Below are 15,497 nucleotides of genomic sequence, written 5' to 3' on the forward strand. Positions count from 1 at the left end.
TTAAGGGGGAGTAAATTCCTATGAATAAAAAACTAACAGATTATGTGATTGATCTGGTTGAAATTTTAAATAAACAGCAAAAACAAGTATTTTGGGGGATATTTGATATTCTGAGTATGGTGGTTTCCATCATCGTATCTTATATCTTGTTTTATGGCCTTATAAATCCGGCGCCTGTGGATTACGTCATCTACACTCTTTTAGCCTTCCTCCTCTATCAAATCATGATTGCGTTTTGGGGGCTAAATGCTAGTATTAGTCGTTATAGCAAGATTACGGATTTCATGAAAATCTTTTTCGGAGTGATGCTCAGCAGTGTTCTTTCTTATGGAATCTGCTATGCCTTTCTTCCATTGTTTTCTATCCGTTTCATCGTACTCTTCATTTTGTTGAGTACCTTCCTCATCTTGCTTCCTCGTATCACTTGGCAGCTGATTTATTCTAAGCGTAAGCAAGGTAGTGGAGATGGTGAACATCGTCGTACCTTCTTGATTGGTGCTGGTGATGGTGGCGCCCTCTTTATGAACAGCTACCAACATCCAACTAGCGACCTTGAGCTAGTGGGGATTTTGGATAACGATGAAAAGAAAAAGGGACAAAAACTAGGTGGAATCCCAGTTTTGGGCTCTTATGATAATCTGCCTGAATTAGCTAAACGTCACCAAATCGAGCGTGTTATCGTAGCGATCCCTTCGCTTGACCCATCAGAGTACGAACGCATCTTGCAGATGTGTAATAAGCTAGGCGTCAAATGTTACAAGATGCCTAAGGTTGAGACAGTCGTTCAAGGACTCCATCAATCAGGCAGTGGCTTCCAGAAAATTGATATCACAGACCTTTTGGGCCGTCAGGAAATTCGTCTCGATGAATCGCGTCTGGGTACTGAGATTACAGGCAAGACCATCTTGGTGACAGGAGCTGGTGGTTCGATTGGTTCGGAGATTTGTCGTCAGGTTAGCCGCTTCAATCCCGAGCGTATCGTCTTGCTTGGACATGGTGAAAACTCAATCTATCTCGTTTATCATGAATTGATCCGTACATTCCAAGGGATTGATTATGTTCCTGTTATTGCAGATATTCAGGACTATGACCGTCTCTTGCAGGTGTTTGAGCAGTACAAACCAGCCATTGTTTACCATGCTGCAGCCCACAAACACGTTCCGATGATGGAGCGCAATCCAAAAGAAGCCTTCAAGAACAATATTCTCGGAACCTACAATGTTGCCAAGGCTGTTGATGAAGCCAAAGTACCTAAGATGGTCATGATTTCGACTGACAAGGCGGTCAATCCACCGAATGTTATGGGTGCGACTAAGCGCGTGGCAGAGTTGATTGTCACTGGCTTTAACCAACGTAGCAAATCAACCTACTGTGCAGTCCGTTTTGGGAATGTTCTGGGTAGTCGTGGTAGTGTGATTCCTGTCTTTGAACGTCAGATTGCTGAAGGCGGTCCTGTAACGGTGACAGACTTCCGTATGACACGTTACTTCATGACCATTCCAGAGGCTAGCCGTCTGGTAATCCATGCTGGGGCTTATGCCAAGGACGGAGAAGTCTTTATCCTCGATATGGGTAAACCAGTTAAGATCTATGACTTGGCTAAGAAAATGGTCCTTCTAAGCGGGCACACAGAAAGTGAAATTCCAATCGTTGAAGTCGGTATTCGCCCGGGTGAAAAACTCTATGAAGAACTCTTGGTTTCGACCGAATTGGTTGATAACCAAGTCATGGACAAGATTTTCGTTGGTAAGGTAAATGTCATGCCGCTAGAAGCTATTGATCAAAAGATTGAAGAGTTCCGTTCACTCAGCGGAGATGAGCTCAAAGAAGCAATCATTTCCTTTGCAAATGAGACAACCCATGCTGAGTAAGAGTGTCCATCTACCTTCATAATGAAACAACTATCGCCAGTTTTCTGAGGAAATCAGAAAGCTGGTTTTTATAAATAGAGAGTAGAAAACATCGTCTCTTTCAAAGGATTAATAAGCGCAACTATTCAAGGGACGATGTTATGTGATCTATCAGGAGAGTGATTTCAGACACTCTAAAAACTACCTCTTTTTTAAGCTGGTAACATAACCTTGCAAAATAAGTATTAAAATCAAAAGGAGATTATTGTATGCTGACTGCTATTAGGAGTTTTTTCAAAGGCTATGCGAATTTTTCTGGTCGTTCCACACGTCCAGAATTTTGGTGGGTTTGGCTACTAAATATGGTGATTTTCTTGCCCGCCTACTACTCACTTTTTACTGGAGTAGAATCTGATAAAGCCATCAGGAATATTGCGGTCTTCAGTATGTGTATTATTTTGTTTATAGTAGAGTTTGTTCCTCTACTAGCACTGATAGTACGTCGCTTACGAGATGTGGGTATCCATTGGGCCTATATTTTTATTGTATTTGTTCCTTTGGGTGCAATAACACTGCTCGTTATGCTCGCTATGCCAAGTCAACGATTTGGAGAAAAAGTGATAGAGAATAGTGAAAAAGATAAAGAGAATACGGAAGATTCTCGGTTTGAAGAAATGGTACGAAAATATTAAGATATTTCTACTCTATTTAAAAACGTCTGAGTCGCTTCGCAGCAAATAATCGCTTCAGGGCTTGTACTTCTTTTTAGCGGCTATTCTCATGTTGCCTTCTATCGCCGTGACTGTTCGTCGCTTACGGGATGCTGGTTTCCACTGGGCCTTTATCTTCATTGCTTTGGTTCCTATCGTTGGACCGATTGCTCTTATTGTAATGCTTGCTTGGCCAAGTAAGAAGGATGAAGATGCAGATACTGAAGAACAGGATCAAATTACTGCTTAAGCATGGAGTTGATTCCTTCTGATAGTAACAAGATATAAAAAAATACTCCTCAACCTAGTTCACTAGCGTTAGGAGTATTTTTGTATATTGTATTATTTATAGTTGCTTAATGATATCATCAATGGTACGGGCAATCCAGTCAGGTTGATAGCTGAGCAAATCAGCCTCTTCTCCAAATCCCCAAGTAACAGCGAACTTTTTAATGCCAGTTTCTTGGGCTCCAATCATATCAAACTTGGTATCCCCAATGATGAGGACTTGGTCTGCATGGAGTTGATGCGTTTGCAAGGCGTAACGGATGACATCTGCCTTGTGTGGTGTTTCAGGACTAGAACCATAAATGCCATCAAAGAAATGATGGATTCCCAGATTTTTAGTCATATCGTGAGCAGTAGGAGTATTCTTTGTTGTAGTGATGTAGAGAGGGTAGTTTTGCGAAAGCTCTTGAAGCAATTCCGTTATTCGGGGGAAGAGTTGCGCTTCGTGGATTCCTTTTTCCTTGTAGTAAGAACGATAGATTTGAACAGCTTCTGAGATTTGTTCCTTGGGAAGACATGTTGCAAAACTACTTTCAAGTGGTGGTCCCATAAAACCACGAATGGTTTTGGCATCAGGGCTTGGAACTCCTAGCTCTTTAAAGGTATGGGTAAAGGCATTGTGAATCCCGATAGAACTGTCAACGAGTGTTCCGTCTAGATCAAAAAAGATTGCTGAGATAGAGGGCATAGTTTCTCCTAATAGATATAGATAAGCTTATTCTCCGAAGATTTCTTTTTGTAGGCGGCGACCAGTAGGTGTAGTGGCAAGTCCACCCTCGGCCGTTTCACGAAAGGCAGTTGGAAGACTTGATCCGACTTGGTACATGGCATCGATGACTTCGTCAACAGGGATCTTAGACTCGATACCTGCCAAAGCCATATCAGCCGCGATAAAGGCAAAGCTGGCTCCCATGGCATTTCGTTTGACACAAGGAACTTCAACCAAACCAGCAACAGGGTCACAGATGAGACCTAGCATATTTTTAATGACAAAGGCGATGGCTTGGCTAGCCTGATAGGGCGTTCCACCTGCGGCCAAGGTCAAGGCTGCGGCACTCATGGCAGAGGCAGAGCCAACTTCGGCCTGGCAGCCACCTTCAGCGCCTGAGATAGAGGCATTGTTTGCGATGACTAGTCCAAAGGCACCAGCAGCAAAGAGGAAATCTAGCTGTTCTTCGTGGCTAAGGTCTAATTTTTGGATAGCAGCAGTGAGAACAGCTGGCAAACAACCAGCGCTTCCTGCGGTTGGAGTGGCGCAGACCAAGCCCATTTTAGCGTTGTGTTCATTGACTGCGATGGCATTTCGGGCTGCTGATAGGATGGTAAAGTCTGACAAGGCCTTGCCACTTTTGAGATGGCGGTCTAGTTTGGCCGCATCTCCACCCGTTAAGCCGCTACGGGATTTATTTTCACTGAGGCCGAGCTCGACAGAGGCTTTCATGACTTCTAGATTGCGTTCCATGAGGAGGAGAACTTCTGGTCGTTCCCGACCGGTTAGTTGATATTCTGTTGCAATCATGAGTTCTGCGACATTTCCTTGGAAGTCTAGATCCGCCTGCTCGACCAATTCTTTGATAGAATAAAACATGTTTCCTCCTACTTAAAGAAATTGACATTGTGGAGATGAGGGATTTTTCGGATTTCTTCAATCGCCTCTTCGCAACTTCGACTATCGACTTCGATAATCATGATGGCTTTTTCTCCAGCTTTTTCCCGAGTCACATTCATCTGGGCGATATTGATATCGAAACGAGAGAGAGCTTCTGTGACATGGGCAATCATACCCGGAATATCCTGATGCACGATGATGATAGTCGGGGTATTCATGTTAAGAGAGACGGCAAAGCCATTGAGTTCCGTGACCTGGATATTTCCCCCACCGATGGAAATACCTGTCACACTAATGGACTTGTGTTCATTTTTCACAGTAATTTTAGTGGTATTAGGATGAGGAGCGTTGCTGTCTTTCTGAATGGTCCAGACAATCTTGATACCGCGTTTATGGGCAATCTCTAGGCTATTTGGAATGTCGGGATCGTCTGTATCCATACCTAATATACCAGCGACGAGAGCGAGGTCCGTTCCATGACCACGGTAGGTTTTGGCAAATGAATTAAATAATTGGAATTCGACTTCTGTTGGCGTATCATCAAAGATAGAAGAGACGATTTTCCCGATACGAACAGCACCAGCAGTATGGCTACTTGATGGGCCAATCATGACTGGTCCGATAATGTCAAAGACAGATTGAAAACGAAGTGAGTGCATCTGTTTCCCCTTACAAAGATTCTTATATCTATTATATCAAAGAATGGACCTCTGCGCTTATTTCCCTTATCAAAAGCTTAAAATGATTAAAGATAGTATAAAATAAGGTCTTTTGTGACAAAAACCTCCTTAAAACGGTAAATATAAAACATTTTTGTAATATTTCTACATAAAACCGTTAAACAACGGTAACATTTAAAAGGTATCATAGATATATCCAATGGAAGGAGAATTTTTAGATATGTCATTAACAACTAAAAAAATTAAAACAACTATCGCAGGAGTAGCAGCTTTGCTTGCTTTCTTTGCTCCAGCCCTTGCATCTGCCCAAGAAACTGTAACTTACACAGTTAAATCAGGTGATACTCTTTCAGAAATCGCTGAGAAGTACAACACAACGGTTGAAAAATTGGCAGCAAAAAATAACATCAAAGATATTCACCTTATCTATGTTGACCAAGTTTTGGTTATCGAAGGAACAGCTCCATCGACAGCAACTGCAACCGCTGTAGCTTCAACAACAACTTATGAAGCACCAGCAGCTACGGAAGAAACTGCAGAAGAAGTAACTGAAACAACAACCTATGAAGCGCCAGCTACACCAGCAGCTCCAGCAGCAGAAAGCAACACTGCAGCAACTTCTACTGTAAGTGGTTCTGAAGCAGAAGCCAAAGAATGGATCGCTCAAAAAGAATCAGGTGGTAGCTACACTGCTACAAACGGACGTTACATCGGACGTTACCAATTGACAGATTCATACTTGAACGGTGACTACTCAGCTGAAAACCAAGAACGTGTAGCAGATGCTTACGTTGCAGGACGTTACGGTTCATGGACAGCTGCCAAGAACTTCTGGCTTAACAACGGTTGGTATTAAGATGATATAGAAAAGGAAGTCTCAATGGCTTTCTTTTTTGTTTACAAAGATGTTAACTTCTCGCTCTAGCTCTGTTAGTAAGTGTTCATCTTCTACTAGTTTAGCTAAGGAGAGTCCATTCTGTATCAACTGAGTATCATTAGCACAAATGCCGATACGAATATAGGAAAACGCAAGTGTATCATACTGTTTGCTTGCTTTTGCATCCTCTAAGAGAGTGTAGCAAAGCTGTTTGCAAAGCAACTTATCACCATTGTAAAGATAAAGAGTTGAGAGATTCAGAAGCAACATCATACGAAGCCGAAAGACAGGACTGTAGTGTTTATAAACCTCTAGTCGTTCGAGAATTTTTTCGGTAATCTGATGAATATACTCCATAGGAAAAGCAAAGAGAATGGTATTAAGAACTTTGAGGTCGCTCTCATACCAAGTATCTTGTTTCTCAATCTTATCCCATAGTCTGTTTACAATGTTGTCAACCTTACTTGACAATTTTTCTATTCCATTTTCACGAATGTAGATAACGATTTCGAGCATATCTTGTAACTGCTGGATGGGGAAATCATGGTGTGTTTTTAGATAATGTTGGCATTTTTTGAGTAATTTACTTAAGTCGCTCGTACCACTAATAGAAGCCATTTTTAGAAAAGTCTGCATGATAGTTGATCGTTCACTTGGGTGGTAGAGATGGCAAATATAGTCAAACTCTTCAAAGGTCATATTGACTTGCCGAAGAAGAAACTCCATATTTTCATATTTAGGAGTTGTTTTCCCGCTTTCGATTTTTGATAGACTGGTTCTTGAGAGAACATCCCCACAGACCTCCTCTTGGGTTAACCCCTTTGACTCACGGATTTCTTTATAAACATTTCCAAAATCGTAGCGCATGATTTCCTCCTTATTTGTGAAAAAAGTTAACAAAAAATAGAAATTGATTAAAAATATTGTATCATAGTAAAATAAAAAGTAAAAAAGAAATCTAAAATAAATTTGTGAAAAAGGTTAACAAATTTTACGACAAGGTATATTGTATTTTATAATCAAGATGATGAAGTACTAAGGGGGTACCAAATGTATAAAAAAGTATATCATCTGTTGTTATTTATATTATGGCTGGCTATTTTCTTCCCTTGGGGATGGCTCTTATAAAATTTTGATTAAGTAAAAGAAAGGAAGGTGAGTCCAATGGACTTCGATGTTTACAAATGAATCAATTCATCTGTTTCTGTGAAACAGTTCAAGATATAAGATGTGAGGAAAATATCATGAAAAAATTAGTAAAAATTGGTGTAGCAACCGTAATGGCATGTGGTTTGCTTGCTACTACAAATGTTTTGGCAGTATGGGTAGGTGGTGGTCAATGGAACTATGGAGTAGGTTGGACAGGAACTTTTGGATATTCTGATTATTTACATTCTACTCGATCTCATACAGCAACAGTCCGACATGGTGGTAGAATCTCTAGGGATCGTGAAACTCCCGGGGTTTGGGCTCAAGCTTCCCTTACTAAAATTCCGCCAACAGGATTAGAATATTTCTATGGATTTTAAGTGAAATTTTCCCTCTCCTGTTAGGAGAGGGAGAACTTTATTGGAGGTATCTTTATGAAAAAAATCAGTAATTTCTGTATGTTACTCCTGCTTCTCTGTACTACTTTTTTTGTTTTTAATGTAAACTACACACGAGAAGTGGTTCGGATTCAGGAAATGGGAAAGACAGCGAGTTCTTTGGATGTATACTTGAAAGATGTCAATGAACCTGCAGAATCTGTTCTTCGATTTTTTGAGGATGTATCAAAGGAGTACAAAGTCTCCATCATCAAAACAGACAGTGGTGATGAGGTGATCAAGTCTGGTGTTTTTGATAAAGATACCTTCCCCTACCAAGAGTTTGGACTTTCTTCCCTTGATTTTACCACAGATGGTGAGGGAGTTTACAGTAATAAAGAAATTTCCAATAAACTTGGTACGATTCCGACCTTTCTAAAAGCCAAACCTATTCAGCTTATGACTTTTCAAACCTATATCAAGGATACATCTCGTAGTTTAAATGGTCGCTATACGATAACTTCTACACAAAAGATGGACAAGGATAGGATTGTACAGAAATGGAGCGATTTTTTCAATATAGACCAGGCTACCTTGCTAGAGCCAAACTATAAAAGTGCAGTGGAAGTCTTAAATCGAGATTTGCTCTTATCTGCTATTATTTTTGTCTTGGCTATTTTGCTTCTTGTCTTAGTAACAGTGTATCAGCCGATGATGGAGATGAAAAGAGTTGGGGTACAAAAATTACTTGGTTTTCAAGATCGGGCTGTTTTAGCTGATGTTGTGAAAGGCAACCTCTACCTCCTCCTAGGTGGGGCGCTTGTGATCAATCTAGGAGTGTGTTTCTTGCTTGATTATAAGCCGAAAGATTTGTTCCCTATGCTGTGGTTGTCTCATTTTTTGCTTTTGCAGCTTTATCTCTTTATCAGTTGGTTGACTTATCTCTTAATCCAAAAAATGACAATCAGCTCTCTGCTGAAAGGTTTTTCATCTTTCAAATTTGGTTTACTCTTTAATTATTTGATGAAAATTGGAACCACCATTTTACTGACAGTCTTGCTAGTTGGGGTGGGGAAAAGTTTGGAGCAAGAAAACAAAGAGTTGGATTACCAGAAACAGTGGATCAGTCAAGGAAATTATCTGACCTTAGAAACTTTCCAACTCAATGATAACCTGTGGCAAGAGCAGTTGGCAGGCTCAGGGCAAGCAGTGGATTATTTCTATCGATTTTATCTGGATTTGGTAGAAAAAACGCAGGCGGGCTATGTGCAAAGTAGCAGTCTTCCTGTAAAAAATTTTGTCAAATCAGAACAGATTCAGCAATATCAGTTAACAGATACGGTGGATGTGTACTATGCTAATCGCAATTTTCTAAAGAGCAAGGGATTCAAGTTACCCGATACCGGCACTAAAAAAGTTATTTTGATGCCAGCAAGTACGAAAGGTGAAGAAGAGAAAAACCAGCTCTTGGGGAAGTTGATTACCTATCAATCAATGAAGTATGAAGAGCAGCAAAAACGAAGGATAGAGGAGGTGGATGTCGAGATTGCCTATTATGAAGGAGATTGGTCATTTTTCCCTTATAACGAGAAGCGAAAGGAAAATCTCTACAATCCAATTATTAGCTTGGTCAATGATTCTGATATGATGTGGGATGAAAAAGCTTCCCTGTCAACAACAGGTTTAAATAATCCCATTAAAATCGAAAATACAGCTCAACATCAAAAAGAGGTGACAGCGTTAGTTGAGAAATTATCAGATGGGAATTATTTAAAATTTTCATCTATTCAAGCCATTCAACAAGAGAAAGTAGATTCTTATCGAGATGCTGTTCGGAATTTCAACATACTCTTTGCTTTGGTTGGTCTTCTTAGTATGATGATTTCCTACTTCTTACTAGTAACAACTTTCTTATTGAAGCGAACAGATATTATTACCAAGAAGTTTATGGGCTGGAAATTGATAGATCGGTATCGTTCCTTGCTGGGTCTTCTATTAGCTGTCTATAGCCTTCCTTTTGTAGCCCTGCTATTCTTTACACAGGCACTTTTCCCGCTCCTACTTTTTGCAGGATTTACAGGCTTAGATATCCTGTTTGTGCTTTTCTTGGGTTCTAAGATGGAAAAACGAAATGTAGTGCAGTTATTGAAAGGGGATCACTTATGATAAAGTTGGAAAATGTTACGAAAACCATTGGGGAAAAAGTTATTTTGGAGAACTTATCTCTAAAAATTAACCAAGGAGATTTAGTTGCCATTGTTGGAAAAAGTGGCAGTGGCAAGTCAACCTTGTTAAATCTCTTGGGTTTGATAGATGGCGATTACAGTGGACATTATGAAATTTTCGGTCAGCAAAATGTACCTGTCAATTCTGTTAAGTCGCAAGCGATTATCCGCGAACATATCTCCTATCTGTTTCAAAACTTTGCTCTGATTGATAATGAAACGGTAGAGTATAATCTCATGCTGGCTCTAAAGTATGTAAAATTATCCAAGAAGGACAAAGTCAAAAAGATAGAAGAAATTTTAGAGAGAGTGGGATTGTCATCAACCCTACATCAGAAGGTTTCAGAGTTATCTGGAGGGGAACAGCAACGAATCGCAGTTGCTAGAGCCATTTTAAAACCGAGTCAGCTCCTGTTAGCAGATGAACCAACCGGCTCTCTAGACCCTGAAAATCGAGATTTGGTTTTAAACTTTCTCTTAGATATGAACAAGGAAGGTAAAACGGTCATTATCGTTACCCACGATGCCTATGTGGCTCAACAGTGCCATCGAGTCATTGAATTGTGAAAGAGAATGTGGAGAGTTCGTTGATCTCTTCATCTTACCTGTAATTGAACAATTGTATTTTTAAAAAATCAAACAGTATAAATAAGCTTATTATATGTAAAAATATATCATATAATAAGCTTTTTCTTGATTTAAATGAAATAAAATACAGTTCTTCCTTGACAAACGAGAATGAGAAGAGTATTATTTATACAATAATAAAGTATAAAAATAAAAGGAGGCTCTTCTATGAATAAAGTGAAGAAGGTGTTGATGACGATGTTTGGTTTGCTTATGTTTCCCTTATTATTTGCTTGTAGTAACACTCAATCCCAAGGTGTTGAAGCCATTAAGGCTAAAGGAAAATTGGTGGTGGCCCTAAATCCAGAGTTTGCTCCATTTGAATATCAGAAATTAGTCGATGGGAAAAATCAGATTGTAGGTTCAGATGTTGAGCTAGCCAAAGCCATCGCAAAGGAACTAGGTGTAGAAGTGGAGCTCTCTCCAATGAGTTTTGACAATGTACTGGCTAGTCTTGATTCAGGTAAGGCCGATCTTGCCATATCAGGTGTTTCTAAAACGGAAGAGAGAAGTCAAGTTTACGATTTTTCAATTCCCTACTACACTTCGAAAAATAAGGTTATCGTAAGAAAATCTGAATTAACGAATTACCAATCAGTGAAGGATTTGGCTCAGAAAAAGGTTGGAGCGCAGAAAGGTTCTATCCAGGAAACTCTGGCCAAAGAAACTTTGCAGGATTCTTCTCTCGTTTCACTTCCTAAAAATGGAAATTTGATAACAGATTTGAAATCAGGGCAACTAGATGCGGTTATCTTTGAGGAACCAGTGGCGAAAGGATTTGTAGAGAATAATCCAGACCTAGCCATCGCTGAGTTTGATTTTGACAATGATAAAGAAGATTCCTACGCTGTTGCGATGAAAAAAGACAGTAAAGAATTAAAAGAGGCGGTTGACAAAACCATCCAGAAGTTGAAGGATTCTGGGGAGTTGGACAAATTGATTGACGATGCTTTTAAAGCCTCTATCGAAAAATAGAAAGAAGGAAGAGAAATGAGTAAGGAAAAGGTCATTTTAGCCTATTCAGGTGGATTGGATACATCAGTTGCTATTACATGGTTAAAAAAAGACTATGATGTGATCGCTGTTTGTATGGATGTGGGTGAAGGAAAAGATTTGGAGTTCATCCACGATAAAGCTCTCAAGGTTGGGGCTGTAGAGTCTTATGTCATTGATGTTAAGGAAGAATTCGCTAATGACTATGTTTTAGTGGCCCTTCAGGCACATGCCTACTATGAACAAAAGTATCCCTTGGTATCTGCTCTGAGTCGCCCTCTTATTTCAAAAAAACTAGTTGAGATAGCTCATCAGACGGGGGCAACCACAATTGCTCATGGTTGTACAGGTAAGGGAAACGACCAAGTTCGGTTTGAAGTCTCTATTGCGGCTTTGGATCCCAATTTAAAAGTAGTTGCGCCTGTTCGTGAGTGGAAATGGTCTCGTGAAGAAGAAATCCAATATGCCAAAGAAAATGGCGTCCCAGTTCCAGCTGACCTTGACAATCCTTACTCTGTCGATCAAAATCTTTGGGGACGCGCAAATGAATGTGGTGTTTTGGAAAACCCTTGGAACCAAGCGCCAGAAGAAGCATTTGGAATCACATCTTCTCCAGAAGAGGCGCCAGACAGTCCAGAATTTATTGACATTGAGTTTAGCTGTGGGGTGCCCATCTCCCTCAATGGTGAGAAGATGAAAGTGGCGGCTTTGATTCAAGAACTCAATGAAATTGCAGGCAAACATGGTGTCGGACGGATTGACCATGTGGAAAATCGCCTAGTCGGTATTAAGTCAAGAGAGATTTATGAGTGCCCAGGCGCTGTGACTTTATTGGCAGCTCATAAGGAGATTGAAGACTTGACTCTTGTGAGAGAAGTGGCTCATTTCAAACCTATTATCGAAAATGAGTTGTCCAATCTCATCTATAATGCTTTGTGGTTTAGCCCAGCAACTCAGGCTTTGATTGCCTATATCAAGGAGACACAGAAAGTTGTCAATGGAACTGCAAAAGTTAAACTCTATAAGGGGAACGCCCAGGTAGTGGCTCGGAAATCACCAAATTCTCTTTACGATGAAAATTTGGCGACTTATACTAGTGCGGATACTTTTGACCAAGATGCGGCTGTTGGATTTATCAAGCTTTGGGGGCTTCCGACTAAGGTTTATTCAGAAGTTCAGAAAAATGTTGAGTAGTGACGCGATAGAAAGGGACGACAGGATATGCCGAAAAATACAAAATTATGGGGTGGTCGATTTGAAGGCACTGTGGAAGAGTGGGTAGAACAGTTCGGTGCGAGTATTTCTTTTGACCACCAGCTGGCAAAATTTGATTTGATGGGTTCCCTAGCTCATGTTCAAATGCTAGGACAGACTGGCATTTTAAGCTTGGAAGAGTCAGAGCAGATCCAAGATGGTCTGAAAGCTTTGTTGCGAGATTTAGAGGCAGGAGAGCTTCATTTTGATATTGCAAATGAAGATATTCATATGAATATGGAAGTGTTGCTGACAGAGAAAATTGGTCCTCTGGCTGGGAAACTACACACGGCTCGTTCTCGGAATGACCAAGTCGCAACGGATATGCACTTATATCTAAAGGAGCAGCTTGGCCATGTCTTGGATAAGTTTGCGAATCTGAACAGTGTTTTGCTGGATTTGGCTGAAAAACATGTGGAAACCATCATGCCAGGCTATACTCATTTGCAGCACGCCCAACCGATTAGTTTTGCCCATCATCTCATGGCTTATTATAATATGTTCCAAAGGGATAGCGAGCGCTTTGCATTTAACTTGAAACATACGGACCTATCTCCACTGGGTGCGGCTGCCTTAGCGGGGACAACTTTTCCAATCGATCGTCAATTATCGAGTGATTTATTGGGTTTCCAACAACCCTATACCAATTCCTTGGACGCAGTGAGTGACCGTGATTTTATCTTAGAATTTCTGTCAAATGCCAGCATTTTGATGATGCATATGAGTCGTTTTTGTGAGGAAATCATCAATTGGTGCAGTTTTGAGTATCAGTACATTAGCTTGTCTGATAGCTTTTCAACGGGTTCGTCTATCATGCCCCAGAAGAAAAATCCTGATATGGCCGAATTGATTCGAGGGAAGACAGGACGGGTTTACGGGCACTTGCTTGGACTATTGACCGTCATGAAGTCTTTGCCTCTGGCCTATAATAAGGATTTGCAAGAGGACAAGGAAGGCATGTTTGATACAGTAGAAACGATTTTAAATTCTCTGGATGTGCTGGCAGGTATGCTATCGAGCATGCAGGTTAATAAGGCCAAAATGCAGCAATCTACAGAGAATGATTTTTCGAATGCGACCGAACTGGCAGATTATTTGGCTGAAAAAGGCCTCCCCTTTAGAGAAGCGCATGAAATTGTAGGAAAATTGGTTCTAGACTCTATCAAGCATGGTAAAAATATCCAAGATTGGGATTTGAAGGAGTTGCAAGTCTACCACTCCTTGATTGAAGAGGATATTTATATCTACTTGCGTCCAGAAACCGCTGTTCAGAGACGGAATTCCTTAGGAGGAACTGGCTTTGAGCAAGTGAAATACCAGATAGAACAAGCGAAGAAAGAACTTAAAGGGGAAAATTGATTCGTTTGCAAAGTAAGAAAGAGAGGTTGAGATGATTTATCAGCCTCTTTCTTGTCTTCTCCAACCAAGCGTGTTATAATGAATACTGCTCAAGCGACCTTCAATCGTTGAAGCACACACGACCTTCAATCGTGAACTAGTCATTTCGTTTATCTTTTATTACGTCGTTAACTCGTCTTACCTAACTTGAGTTATGCCTGCGACTTGTTGCCTATCATATTTTCATTTTAAGATGATAGGCTAAAATGGTCTCCCAGACCATTTTACTCCTAAAAGCAAACGAAAAGACGATACTCAAAGAAATTCTTTTGAAAGTCATAATGAATAGAATTTTGAAGGGTATGAATAAACGAATAGATGGGAGACTTACCATGAGTGATAACTCTAAAACACGTGTTGTCGTGGGGATGAGTGGTGGTGTTGATTCGTCGGTGACGGCTCTCTTGCTCAAGGAGCAGGGCTACGATGTGATCGGTATCTTCATGAAGAACTGGGATGACACAGATGAAAACGGCGTCTGTACGGCGACCGAAGATTACAAGGATGTGGCTGCGGTGGCAGACCAGATCGGCATTCCTTACTACTCTGTCAATTTTGAAAAAGAGTACTGGGACCGCGTTTTTGAGTATTTCCTAGCGGAATACCGTGCAGGGCGCACGCCAAATCCAGATGTTATGTGCAACAAGGAAATCAAGTTCAAGGCCTTTCTGGACTATGCGATGACCTTGGGTGCAGACTATGTAGCGACTGGGCATTATGCTCGAGTGGCGCGTGATGAGGATGGCATCGCTCACATGCTTCGTGGCGTGGACAATGGCAAGGATCAGACCTACTTCCTCAGCCAACTTTCGCAAGAACAACTCCAAAAAACCATGTTCCCGCTGGGGCATCTGGAAAAGCCTGAGGTACGAAAACTAGCAGAAGAAGCAGGTCTTGCGACTGCCAAGAAGAAAGATTCGACAGGGATTTGCTTTATCGGAGAAAAGAACTTTAAAAACTTTCTCAGTAACTACCTGCCAGCCCAGCCTGGTCGCATGATGACTGTGGACGGTCGCGATATGGGTGAGCATGCAGGTCTGATGTACTATACGATTGGTCAGCGTGGCGGTCTCGGTATCGGTGGGCAACACGGTGGTGACAATGCCCCTTGGTTCGTTGTCGGAAAAGACCTAAGCAAGAATATCCTCTATGTCGGCCAAGGTTTCTATCATGATTCGCTCATGTCAACAAGCCTAGAGGCCAGTCAAGTTCACTTTACTCGTGAGATGCCAGAGGAATTTACACTAGAATGTACGGCTAAATTCCGCTACCGTCAGCCTGATTCTAAGGTGACAGTACATGTCAAAGGAGATAAGGCAGAAGTTATCTTTGCGGAACCGCAACGCGCCATCACACCAGGACAGGCAGTTGTCTTTTACGATGGCGAAGAGTGCCTAGGTGGTGGCCTGATTGACAATGCTTATCGAGATGGACAAGTTTGTCAGTACATTTAAGATTTT

Annotated in this window: 15 protein-coding genes; 11 read left to right on the forward strand and 4 right to left on the reverse strand. The window is 41.0% G+C overall.

Features of this window, described 5'->3' with window-relative positions; all coding sequences use genetic code 11:
- Nucleotides 1-20: 20 nt before the first annotated feature.
- The 3 genes from AB2B49_RS00525 to AB2B49_RS00535 all read left to right on the forward strand — a co-directional run bounded on the left by AB2B49_RS00525 (nt 21) and on the right by AB2B49_RS00535 (nt 2,810).
- Nucleotides 21-1,871 (forward strand): nucleoside-diphosphate sugar epimerase/dehydratase, encoded by a 1,851-nt coding sequence (locus AB2B49_RS00525; protein WP_071851735.1) that lies wholly within the window; start codon nt 21-23, stop codon nt 1,869-1,871.
- 248 nt (nt 1,872-2,119) lie between these two features.
- The gene (locus tag AB2B49_RS00530; RefSeq protein WP_071851732.1) at nt 2,120-2,542 is read left to right on the forward strand and encodes a DUF805 domain-containing protein; all 423 of its coding nucleotides are present in this window, start codon (nt 2,120-2,122) and stop codon (nt 2,540-2,542) included.
- Nucleotides 2,543-2,603: 61 nt separating this feature from the next.
- A complete protein-coding gene (locus tag AB2B49_RS00535; protein ID WP_257612700.1) occupies nt 2,604-2,810 on the forward strand; it encodes a DUF805 domain-containing protein in 207 nt (68 codons plus the stop codon).
- 96 nt (nt 2,811-2,906) lie between these two features.
- Here the strand turns inward: AB2B49_RS00535 and AB2B49_RS00540 are convergent, their stop codons facing one another.
- From AB2B49_RS00540 to sdaAB, 3 genes are read right to left on the reverse strand one after another with little or no spacing between them, the layout of a single operon-like run.
- On the reverse strand, nt 2,907-3,536 hold the full coding sequence (locus AB2B49_RS00540) for an HAD-IA family hydrolase (protein WP_001139310.1): 630 nt from the start codon (nt 3,534-3,536) through the stop codon (nt 2,907-2,909).
- 27 nt (nt 3,537-3,563) lie between these two features.
- Complete coding sequence (sdaAA, locus tag AB2B49_RS00545; protein ID WP_320691821.1) at nt 3,564-4,436, reverse strand: L-serine ammonia-lyase, iron-sulfur-dependent, subunit alpha; 873 nt, start codon at nt 4,434-4,436, stop codon at nt 3,564-3,566.
- Between the two features lie 8 nt (nt 4,437-4,444).
- Nucleotides 4,445-5,116: an L-serine ammonia-lyase, iron-sulfur-dependent subunit beta gene (gene sdaAB / locus AB2B49_RS00550; RefSeq protein WP_061853263.1), complete on the reverse strand. Its 672-nt coding sequence runs from the start codon at nt 5,114-5,116 to the stop codon at nt 4,445-4,447.
- Between the two features lie 241 nt (nt 5,117-5,357).
- Here sdaAB and apf point away from each other — a divergent pair, with 241 nt between their 5' ends.
- Entirely contained in the window at nt 5,358-5,993 is a 636-nt protein-coding gene (gene apf, locus AB2B49_RS00555; RefSeq protein WP_125398250.1) for an aggregation-promoting factor, read from the forward strand.
- Nucleotides 5,994-6,014: 21 nt separating this feature from the next.
- Here the strand turns inward: apf and AB2B49_RS00560 are convergent, their stop codons facing one another.
- A complete protein-coding gene (locus AB2B49_RS00560) occupies nt 6,015-6,881 on the reverse strand; it encodes a helix-turn-helix domain-containing protein (protein WP_001268189.1) in 867 nt (288 codons plus the stop codon).
- Between the two features lie 377 nt (nt 6,882-7,258).
- Here AB2B49_RS00560 and AB2B49_RS00565 point away from each other — a divergent pair, with 377 nt between their 5' ends.
- The 7 genes from AB2B49_RS00565 to mnmA all read left to right on the forward strand — a co-directional run bounded on the left by AB2B49_RS00565 (nt 7,259) and on the right by mnmA (nt 15,491).
- Complete coding sequence (locus AB2B49_RS00565) at nt 7,259-7,543, forward strand: lactococcin 972 family bacteriocin (protein ID WP_000737528.1); 285 nt, start codon at nt 7,259-7,261, stop codon at nt 7,541-7,543.
- 54 nt (nt 7,544-7,597) lie between these two features.
- Entirely contained in the window at nt 7,598-9,706 is a 2,109-nt protein-coding gene (locus tag AB2B49_RS00570; RefSeq protein WP_000724250.1) for a bacteriocin-associated integral membrane family protein, read from the forward strand.
- Nucleotides 9,703-10,332 carry an ABC transporter ATP-binding protein gene (locus AB2B49_RS00575; RefSeq protein WP_000593109.1) on the forward strand — a complete coding sequence of 210 codons (630 nt, stop codon included), beginning with the start codon at nt 9,703-9,705 and terminating at the stop codon, nt 10,330-10,332. The genes AB2B49_RS00570 and AB2B49_RS00575 overlap by 4 nt, the downstream gene beginning before the upstream one ends.
- A 228-nt stretch (nt 10,333-10,560) precedes the next feature.
- Nucleotides 10,561-11,367, forward strand: a complete 807-nt coding sequence (locus tag AB2B49_RS00580) for an ABC transporter substrate-binding protein (RefSeq protein WP_061421501.1) — start codon at nt 10,561-10,563, stop codon at nt 11,365-11,367.
- Nucleotides 11,368-11,382: 15 nt separating this feature from the next.
- Nucleotides 11,383-12,579, forward strand: a complete 1,197-nt coding sequence (locus tag AB2B49_RS00585) for an argininosuccinate synthase (RefSeq protein WP_000031903.1) — start codon at nt 11,383-11,385, stop codon at nt 12,577-12,579.
- 27 nt (nt 12,580-12,606) lie between these two features.
- Nucleotides 12,607-13,998, forward strand: coding sequence for an argininosuccinate lyase (gene argH, locus AB2B49_RS00590; RefSeq protein WP_320691822.1), 1,392 nt, complete (start codon nt 12,607-12,609; stop codon nt 13,996-13,998).
- Nucleotides 13,999-14,369: 371 nt separating this feature from the next.
- Nucleotides 14,370-15,491 (forward strand): tRNA 2-thiouridine(34) synthase MnmA, encoded by a 1,122-nt coding sequence (mnmA, locus tag AB2B49_RS00595; RefSeq protein WP_061421499.1) that lies wholly within the window; start codon nt 14,370-14,372, stop codon nt 15,489-15,491.
- Nucleotides 15,492-15,497: the final 6 nt, after the last annotated feature.

The organism is Streptococcus jiangnanensis (genome assembly GCF_040888325.1).
In the GTDB taxonomy this organism is placed as follows: Bacteria; Bacillota; Bacilli; order Lactobacillales; family Streptococcaceae; genus Streptococcus; species Streptococcus jiangnanensis.